Annotated in this window: 8 protein-coding genes; 4 read left to right on the forward strand and 4 right to left on the reverse strand. The window is 47.7% G+C overall.

Translation table 11 applies throughout. The features are described 5' to 3' along the window. The first annotated feature begins 423 nt into the window (after positions 1–423). Entirely contained in the window at positions 424–2,154 is a 1,731-nt protein-coding gene (locus QUB30_RS04335) for a CapA family protein (RefSeq protein WP_333329565.1), read from the forward strand. A gap of 177 nt (positions 2,155–2,331) precedes the next feature. On the opposite strand, the gene QUB30_RS04340 is transcribed toward QUB30_RS04335, so the two are convergent. From QUB30_RS04340 to QUB30_RS04350, 3 genes are all read right to left on the reverse strand, one after another. Then, entirely contained in the window at positions 2,332–4,086 is a 1,755-nt protein-coding gene (locus QUB30_RS04340; RefSeq protein WP_333329568.1) for a Rieske (2Fe-2S) protein, read from the reverse strand. Positions 4,087–4,163: 77 nt separating this feature from the next. After that, positions 4,164–5,258 carry a PfkB family carbohydrate kinase gene (locus tag QUB30_RS04345; protein WP_333329571.1) on the reverse strand — a complete coding sequence of 365 codons (1,095 nt, stop codon included), beginning with the start codon at positions 5,256–5,258 and terminating at the stop codon, positions 4,164–4,166. A 286-nt stretch (positions 5,259–5,544) separates the two neighbouring features. Further along, on the reverse strand, positions 5,545–6,096 hold the full coding sequence (locus QUB30_RS04350; protein WP_333225019.1) for a response regulator: 552 nt from the start codon (positions 6,094–6,096) through the stop codon (positions 5,545–5,547). Positions 6,097–6,294: 198 nt separating this feature from the next. Between QUB30_RS04350 and QUB30_RS04355 the strand changes: the two genes are divergently transcribed. Both QUB30_RS04355 and psaX read left to right on the forward strand, forming a co-directional pair. Further along, positions 6,295–7,284: a lipoyl synthase gene (locus QUB30_RS04355; protein WP_333329574.1), complete on the forward strand. Its 990-nt coding sequence runs from the start codon at positions 6,295–6,297 to the stop codon at positions 7,282–7,284. A 168-nt stretch (positions 7,285–7,452) separates the two neighbouring features. Beyond that, complete coding sequence (gene psaX, locus QUB30_RS04360; protein ID WP_333309486.1) at positions 7,453–7,557, forward strand: photosystem I protein PsaX; 105 nt, start codon at positions 7,453–7,455, stop codon at positions 7,555–7,557. 168 nt (positions 7,558–7,725) lie between these two features. Here psaX and QUB30_RS04365 read toward each other — a convergent pair whose 3' ends face one another. Beyond that, positions 7,726–8,091: a hypothetical protein gene (locus QUB30_RS04365; RefSeq protein WP_333329577.1), complete on the reverse strand. Its 366-nt coding sequence runs from the start codon at positions 8,089–8,091 to the stop codon at positions 7,726–7,728. 78 nt (positions 8,092–8,169) lie between these two features. Between QUB30_RS04365 and QUB30_RS04370 the strand changes: the two genes are divergently transcribed. Then, the gene (locus QUB30_RS04370; RefSeq protein ID WP_333329580.1) at positions 8,170–8,763 is read left to right on the forward strand and encodes a DJ-1/PfpI family protein; all 594 of its coding nucleotides are present in this window, start codon (positions 8,170–8,172) and stop codon (positions 8,761–8,763) included. Positions 8,764–8,870: the final 107 nt, after the last annotated feature.

Consider the following 8,870-nt stretch of genomic DNA (forward strand, 5'->3'; position numbering starts at 1 on the left):
CAAGCTTCCGAGCCGGCGATCGTTTTTGTCTTAATCTGGGCGCGAGACTCTCAATCAGATTAATTTCAGGGGTCGTGATTTTCCCTGGTACTAAGAAACAGAGCGCTGATTTGACCGATGTTAATTGCAAGGGGGGCAATTATGCCGGATAGAAGTGTTTGCGCGATCGACTAACATAACCGTTAGGAAATATTGTATTCAGCAAGCAAGCGCCAAAAATTCTACTATCTTGTAAAAGTAGGGTCGAATTTAGTTAGAAGCTATAGTGACAGCCAGTAGAACCTTTCACGCACGCCCCCTTTGCCAACCTTCTGTTTATTTGTACCCACTTACTTAAGTTAAATCAATCGGTATTTAATCCTGTGCCGCCAAATTTGATATAAGATCGAGCTAAATTTCTAGTGTGAGAGAGTAGAGGCATTTGTGAGCCAACAAGATATTTTAAATTTAGCAAAAGAAGGCGATGCCAGGGCGATCGCATTTCTGATCGGCCAAGCACTCCAAAGCTTCGGCGTCACGGCTAAAGCCAGCCTGGAAAATGACACCCTGCACCTGCTGCTAGAAGCAGAACAATTGCCCGCAGAAGAAGCCTGTCTCCGAGTCGCAGTCAAAGGATTGCAGCGGCTGCAACCAAATAACGTTTACTCCGTAACAGTTTACGGGCGGCGGGGCGGCCAGCAATTGCCCGCTTGGACTCAGACGGTAGAATTAAAAAAACGCTTGACTCCCGCACCCGTGAGTGCACCAGTAGCCGTGAGTGCAGCAGTAGCCGCGAGTCTACCCGCTGCTCCAATTCCTGTGACTTTGCCCAAGCTAGAAAAAACTCAAAATGTCACAACTGCGCCCCCTCAAACACCAGAAAAATCTCCGCCCCAACCCCCTAAAATCCCAACTCCAAAACCTCAAAACCAAAGGCAGCAAAAGCCATCACGGCAGCCCGAGTTAGCAGGCACTAAAACTAAGAAATCTGGGCTGTCAGTCGGTGTTCTGAGTCTAATTATCGTACCGATATCCGGCTTGGTTCTGGCTTCTCAACTTTACAAATCCTCAAGCACCGCTACTATTAACGCTCTAACGTCAAACCCTGCGGTACAAAAAGCGATCTCGACACCCGCACCTGCACCGGCAGCCCAACCCCTGGCAGCTCCCAAATCGCCCTCCCAGGCTGCAAAAAAACCTGCCACTGTGCCCGCAACTGTCAGCATCAAAGCAGTTGGCGACATGATCCCCGGCACAAATTATCCGTACAACAAACTGCCGCCAAAAAAAGAGCTTTTATTAGAGTCGGTAAAACCGTACCTCAAAGGAGCTGATATTCTGTTTGGCAATTTTGAAAGCACGATGACCGATTATCCTTACAGTTCCAAAGCAGGCGGCGGACGAATGCTGTTTGCCTTTCGGACGCCTCCGAGTTATGCCAAAATTTTCAAAGATGTTGGTTTTGATATTTTGAGTATTGCCAACAATCACTCTTACGATTTTAACGAGCAGGGATTTAAGGACACGATTAAAAACATCGACAGCAACGGCATGAAGGCTGTTGGTAAAAGAGATCAAATTGTTTATCAAAATGTCAAGGGCGTGAATTTTGCCTTTATCGGTTTCAGCAACTACGGCGACGTTCACAATTCCTTGCTGGAACTGAAAGCGGGAGCCGAAGTTGTCAAAAGAGCCAAGCAAAACGCTGATATTGTAGTGATATCAGTTCATGCTGGAGCTGAAGGAACGGGAGCTATCAATGTGAGAAATAAAACTGAAATTTTTTACGGAGAAAACCGGGGAAATATGGTTTTGTTTTCGCGGACGATGATTGATGCGGGAGCAGATTTGATTTTGGGACACGGCCCGCACGTTCCCCGAGCGATGGAACTTTATAAAGGGAAATTGGTTGCTTATTCGCTGGGCAATTTTTTGGGTTATCGCACTTTGTCCACAGCAGGATCGCTCGGTAAATCTCTAATTTTGGAGGTGAAAATGACTCCGCAAGGGGATTTTGTTTCTGGTAAGATTATTCCCATCCAACTTGACGGGCGAGGTGTTCCGGCTGTTGATAACAAATTTAGGACTGTGGGGTTGATTGACCGTTTGACAAAGAGCGATTTTCCCAATAGCGGTTTGAAAATTGATGACAAGGGGATAATTTCCAAGAAATGATCGGGGCAATTATTTACCGAAGAAGTGCCTTATGACTCACATCTTTCAGCATTCTCCAGAACAGGCAAGATGCCTGTGAAGCGAAGAATGAGTTTTCTTGTGGGGTGGGCCGGGCCGGAAAGCCCGCCCAAAAAAGGATTATTGATATTGGTGCAAGATGTGAGTTATGACCAGAAGCTATACTTCCGGTGAATCCTCAAATAAGCGATCGCCCCGGTGCAATCCATCTGCCATTTGATAAGTTTGTGCTTGCGATCGCACTGTCGGGGCATGGGCGGCTAAATACCTTGCCGCCGCCACTAATACCACAATGCGATCGCCCGCATTCTCTAATAAAGCATACTGGCGAAATGCTGCTTCTACCTGCTGAATAACGTGGAAATCCCGGTTTTCCCGCAGCATCAGTTTTCCTAAAACTGCCATCAACCGTTCCGATTTGCCACCGCTATATAAGTATTTTGCAACTAATTTACCGACTTGATTCACCTGTTGCTGTCTGTCCAACAAGTCTGGCAGTTGTTTTAGTAATTCCTCTGGATTCTCAACTACATCTGTTGGTTCTGGCAGTCGCGCAGGCGGTACATTTAAGAAACGGTTAAGATATACGCCGATCGCTGCATCGAAAACTCCCCGCAGCAACTCTATTGAAGGCGATCGCCGCAATCCTTGATGCACCGCATTCGCAAAGGTAAAGGGATGGTGCGCTGAATTCCAGTCGCTGTGGTCGTTATTCGTATTAAACCGGGCGACGCGGAGGGCAGCAGCATAAGTGACTGCACTTGCTAATTCTGCTTCGCTACAACCTTCTTTCAAGGCAGTTAAAAGTGCATCGACGATCGCCAATACATCTTCGCCCAACAACATCGGAATTAACTGTTCTCTCCCCAACCAATTGCCCCGGTGCGATCGGCCCATTTCTAAAGCTGCCGGCAACTGCGCCATCGCTGACTCTAAAATTGCCACCACATCCACAGGGTAGCGCCAAGAACTCGACTCTTCCATGCGCGCCGCATTCGCCAAACCAGCCACCAAACTCGCGAAAACAGTTTCTGCCCCTTCCCAATTCACTGCATCCAGGGCTTCTAACGCCTTGTTAATAAAGTCGAGGCTGTGACCGACATCAATGTAGCGGTGGTCAGTAGCGGCCGCAAACAGCATATCAGCAATTTGTTCTCGTTCCAGAGGCGCGCGTACTGCTGTCAACAAACATCGTTCCGCCGCTTCGCTGTCTCTGATTTCAATAAATTGCCGGAACCAGCTTTTGAGTGTCCCTGCATCAACCTCAGCATTAGGCAAGGGGTGAACCGCAAAGTGAGGAGGTGCGCCTGCACTATCGCGGGCCACTGCCGAAAGTCCCTGATAGAGGGCGGGGGGTCGGTCTTCTGGATCTAGATAAGGCAGGATATTCATCAAGCAGGTGTGGATCGATAAACCCGTATCCCATCCCGATTTGTTGTAGCGGGTGCCAAATTCTAATCCGATTTGGAAAGGTTCGCTGGCAGTTGCCCCCATATCTAGCAAGGCAATCACTGACTTGGCGATGACTAGGGAAATTCCTTGTTCTAACCCATCTTGAAGTCGCTGGCGCTGGTGGGCGTAAGGGTCAAGCTGTTGTGCTAAATTTACCCAAACTTCCCCGTCGCGAATTTCCGCTGGGAACGATCGCACGTCGTCGGCCCAAGAGTCAAAAGTACCGCCGCTGGCGACATCAAAGCGGGCGTAGTGCCAAGGACAGGTGACTATGCCATCTTTGCAAGTGCTGCCGTTGAGGGGAAAACCCATGTGGGGACAGCGGTTGTCGATCGCGTATACCCGATCGTTTGAGTAAAAAAGGGCGATCGTGTGTTTTTCCAAATTCACTAACAAGCTGCCCTTTGTCTCGACTTCTGCAAGTTTCGCAGCGCGAACGTAATAGCCTGAAGTCTCAGCCATAAGTTTTAAACTAATTTATTTATATCAACTAGATTAACTCAATCTCGATCGATCGCCAGCAGGTTTCTATTTTGGCTTTACTCCAGATTCATCAGCGATCGCAAAGCTTCTTTCATCTCCTCTACTGTTGTTGTCGCCGTACCGAATTGACGCACGACAATACTAGCGGCCAAATTGCCCAAAACTGCCGCTTCCCAACCAGATGCACCGACGCACAAAGCTAAAGTCATTGCTGCTACGACTGTATCTCCAGCACCGGTTACGTCGAATACATCAGTCTTGTTAAAAGGGGGAATGTCCCAACTTTGAATGGCAAATTCCCCTTTTTCACAAGTCGATGTTGGAGAAGGTGAATTTTTAATTTCTTCGCCGTTCGCCCTTTCAAACAAAGTCATCCCTTCTTCGCCGCGAGTTATCAGGATTTTTTGAGCTTGAGTTAAGTTCAACAAATCGCGTCCTGCTTGCATTAAAGTTTGAGGGTTTTTGATAGCATATCCGACTGCTTGCTCGGCTTCGGGCAAGTTCGGAGTAAATAACATTGCTCCAGAATATCGCTGCAAATTTGTTTGAGCGTCTACAATTGTTTTGCCGGGAACCACTGCCGAGTCGATCGCCAAACGAGTCAAAACTCCGTCGCCGTAGTCGGAACAAACCACGGCATCTACTGTCGGTATTTGCTGCCGGATGTAGTCTGCCAATTGCAACTGCAAATCTAAATCCGGCAACTCGTCCGATTTGCGATCGACTCGGACAATTTGCTGAGTCACTGACTGCCGCGCGTGCCCGGAAATTCGAGTTTTGGTGACAGTTGGACGCTGCGAATCGATTAAAATCCCACCCGTATCAATTCCCGCCGCCTCAAAAATACCGCACAAAGCCTTTCCCTGGTCGTCTTTTCCTACCAAACCAGCAACTTTTACTTTGCCTCCCAGTTTGGCTAAATTATAGACAGCATTTGCGCCACCTCCGGGTACTTGCTGAGTATTTTCGTAGCGCAAAATCAACACAGGTGCTTCGCGGGAAATTCGCTCTACTTGTCCGGTAAGAAACTCGTCCAAGGTCAAATCTCCGATCGCTAATACCTGCGCTCGATGGAAGCAGTCTAATCTTTTCAATAATTGCTCAGTTGAGGCACGCAGTTGAGGCAAAAAATCGGAATAGTCGTTAGTCATTAACCAAAAAAATGAGACTGAGGAGTTGATTATTGAGCGTGGAACGAGCGGGAATTAAAAATCCTAATATAAATTAATAATTAATTTCCTCCCTTGTTTGATTTTTAACTTTTAATTGATTTTCTGACTGGGATTTTGAGAAACCAGTTGCAGGCTATTGGCGATCGCACTCGCTCAAACAATTTGGCAAAAAAATGCGGATAAAATCGCAGCCCTTGAGACTCAAGACAAAGTTTTACGGTGTGGAAGTTTCCTTCTACATAAGTGCCTTCAAAAAACAGCAGAATTATTTCAATTTTTGCTTGATGATCGTAATCACCTGAGTCATTTGTTTTTTGAGTGCATCAATTTCCGCTTGCATTTTCGCCATTTTCACAGTCATCGCCTGAATTTCGGCGGCGCCCGCTCCAGAAGTGGGTGCAGCGGCGGCGGCTGGGGCTTCCGGCACTGGTTTCTTTTTGGCCAGTACCATCGCCGATTTGATTGCCTCGGTTAGCTGCTTCTTCTCAAAAGGTTTGGCGATGAATGCAAAAAAATGCTTCTCGAAGGGTTTCGGAATTTTCTCCATCACCTCTTCTTCGCGGCCCGACATGATCACTAAAGGTATCTTAGAAAGCTCCGGATGGGCTTGCACTTTTTGATAAACTTCCCAACCGCTGACTTTCGGCAGTAGGAAATCTAACATAATTAGATTGGGACGGGCTTGACGGATCAGTTTGAGTCCCTCTTCGCCGTCTTTTGCTTCTAAAACTTCAAAGTTACCCTGAGGCAACATCTCTCGGACTCGGACGCGGATGACTTTACTGTCATCGATTACCAAGATTTTTTGACCAGCCACGACTGACTCCTTCAGTAATGAATGAGTGATGATTTGCAACCTTCAGTATATCCCTAACAGAATTCTACCCATAATTCTGGGCGAGTGTAGTTTTGTTGCACCTGGGCGCGATTCTGGTTTAGGGTGAGACTGCTACAAGTTCAGGGACTTTGATTTCGGATACGATCGAAGGAATTAACTCAATCGCCACTTAATTTTATGTCGCCCCAAACTCCTAAAACTCCTACTGTCAAAGCAGTTGCCGCCCAAATGCGGGGTGAAATCGAGGCGATGCCGGAGTGGTTGCGCAGGCCCGTTGGCAAAGCTAGCGAACTTTCGCAAGTGCAAAAAATTATCAAACAGCGGCAAATTCACACGATTTGCGAGGAGGGGAGATGTCCCAACCGGGGCGAGTGCTACGCGCAAAAAACGGCGACTTTTTTGTTGATGGGGCCGACTTGCACCCGCGCTTGTGCTTTTTGTCAAGTAGATAAAGGTCATTCTCCGATGCCCCTCGACCCGGAGGAACCGCAAAAGGTGGCCGAGGCTGTGAAGTTGTTGGGTTTGCGCTATGCCGTGCTCACTTCGGTGGCGAGGGATGATTTGCCGGATGGGGGTGCGGGTTGGTTTGCCAGGACGATCGCCCAAATCCGCATTCTGAACCCGGATACTGAAGTGGAGGTACTGACGCCGGATTTTTGGGGGGGAACGGGTAGGGGCGGTGCCTCCGTGCCCGCCCTTCCCGTGCCCGCCCCCGACGGGGAGAATGCCGGCATCGATGAGTTGCAGCGACAGCGGATTCGCACGGTGGTGGAGGCTAAACCGGCTTGTTACAACCACAATATTGAGACGGTGCGTCGGTTGCAAGGGCCGGTGCGGAGGGGGGCGAAGTACGATCGCTCGATCGACGTTCTGCGTATTGTGAAGCAATATGACCCAAATATTCCCACCAAATCCGGTTTGATGTTGGGGCACGGGGAAACCGAAGCCGAGATAGTCGAAGCGATGACCGATTTGCGGGATGCCAAGTGCGATCGGCTCACCCTCGGTCAATACATGAGACCGTCTCTAGATCACCTCCCAGTGCGCAAATACTGGACGCCGGCCGAATTTGACCGTTTTGGGTCGATCGCCCGGGAGATGGGGTTTGAGCACGTGCGATCGGGGCCTCTCGTCCGCAGTTCCTACCACGCCGGAGAGAGCGATTGAAACTAATCTGAATTCAACTCGGTATAAACTCCTTGTTACAAAAAATAACTCTAGAGGATTGTGCATAAGTGCGACGCTCTCTGCTATTTGTAAATAGAGTGACATTATGAATTAGGAGCTTTACCTATGGCAGAGATAGCGAAGAACCAATTAAAATCCGACTCCGTGATGAAAACGGGCAAATTCCCTTACACCTTTCGCGCAGCCTGGTTTCTGTTGCTGTTAGCGATCAATTTTTTGGTTGCAGCCTATTATTTCCATATCATTGAATAGTTCTGCAAGTTGATTTTTAGCAGACCCTGCTGCTCTCGACCTCAACGTCCGAGAGAGGGAGAGAGGGAGAGTTTTGAGTTTTGAGTTGGCGAGAATATGACTTCATCCTTCTAACTAATGACTACTGACTTCTTCCCTCTTCCTTCTTCCTTCTAACTAATGACTCCTCTAACGATTTCTCGACGCTTCTAGCTTTGACAACCGCTCTTGAATTTTGATAACATCTTGCTTCGTTTCAATTGCCAAAGTTGCTAAATTGTCAAACATCGGGTCTCCCGACCGCACTCTAGGATTTGTCCTACCAGAACCCGGAAGGTTAGGAGACTGAGGCCGGTTAACTCTAGAACCTTGATTCTGCAAACTGTAGATTTGTCCTCTGAGTTCAGAAATTTGACTTTCTAATTGAGTAATGCGAAATTCTAATTGACTTGTGGATTGAGCGGGCGTAAAAATTGGCGCAACAGCAATTGCTAAGGCGCAAGCCAGATACAAAAGACAGATTTTTATGGCGCGATGGCGAATATTTTTCGGCATAGCTTTAATAATTTAAATTATACCAGTTCTACGATAACAAATCGCCGAGATTTTTTGCCTCTATCAGAAGTAGGTCTTATGGCAACTAGGAACGTAGCTATTTTAATGTTCGATGATGTCGAGGTACTGGACTTTGCAGGCCCTTTTGAAGTGTTTTCGGTGACATCAGAATTAAGTAAGGGCGAGCGACCTTTTGCAGTCTCTACCGTAGCCGAACATCCCGCTGCTGTCAGCGCCCGCAACGGTTTGAGCATAAATCCCGACTGCACCATTTTCGATTGTCCGCCACCGGATATTTTAATTGTACCGGGAGGACAAGGTACGAGAAAGTTAATCGAGAATTCAGCAGTTATTAATTGGATACAAGATTGTGCGCCAACAGCAGAATTAGTGCTTTCTGTCTGTACGGGTTCGCTGCTTTTGGCAAAAGCTGGCTTGTTGGAAGGTTTGGCAGCAACTACCCACCATCGGGCATTGGAGTTACTGAGAGAATTAGCGCCCAACACAACTATTATCGAAAATCAGCGATTTGTAGATAACGGCAAAATCATCACCTCTGGGGGAATTGCTGCGGGAATTGATATGTCTTTGCACGTTGTCGGCAAACTTTTGGGTACAGCACAAGCTGAACAAACAGCAGAGCACATGGAGTATAAAATTGGGAATGGGTAATTGGGCATTGGGAATTGTATAATTTGCGCGTAGATACTGTCTTGACCTGTCAAGGGGTAGCAGTCAAATAATTGGGGTCGAAAGGCTTTTGGGATTTTAAAATCCCA

The organism is Microcoleus sp. BROC3 (assembly GCF_036702515.1).
In the GTDB taxonomy this organism is placed as follows: domain Bacteria; phylum Cyanobacteriota; class Cyanobacteriia; order Cyanobacteriales; family Microcoleaceae; genus Microcoleus.

Excerpts from the sequence above, each read along its gene's own strand:
- QUB30_RS04345 (WP_333329571.1), bottom strand. The coding sequence starts at position 5,258 with ATGACTAACGACTATTCCGATTTTTTGCCTCAACTGCGTGCCTCAACT.
- psaX (WP_333309486.1), top strand. The coding sequence starts at position 7,453 with ATGAAAACGGGCAAATTCCCTTACACCTTTCGCGCAGCCTGGTTTCTG.
- QUB30_RS04365 (WP_333329577.1), bottom strand. The coding sequence starts at position 8,091 with ATGCCGAAAAATATTCGCCATCGCGCCATAAAAATCTGTCTTTTGTAT.
- QUB30_RS04355 (WP_333329574.1), top strand. The coding sequence starts at position 6,295 with ATGTCGCCCCAAACTCCTAAAACTCCTACTGTCAAAGCAGTTGCCGCC.
- QUB30_RS04340 (WP_333329568.1), bottom strand. The coding sequence starts at position 4,086 with ATGGCTGAGACTTCAGGCTATTACGTTCGCGCTGCGAAACTTGCAGAA.
- QUB30_RS04370 (WP_333329580.1), top strand. The coding sequence starts at position 8,170 with ATGGCAACTAGGAACGTAGCTATTTTAATGTTCGATGATGTCGAGGTA.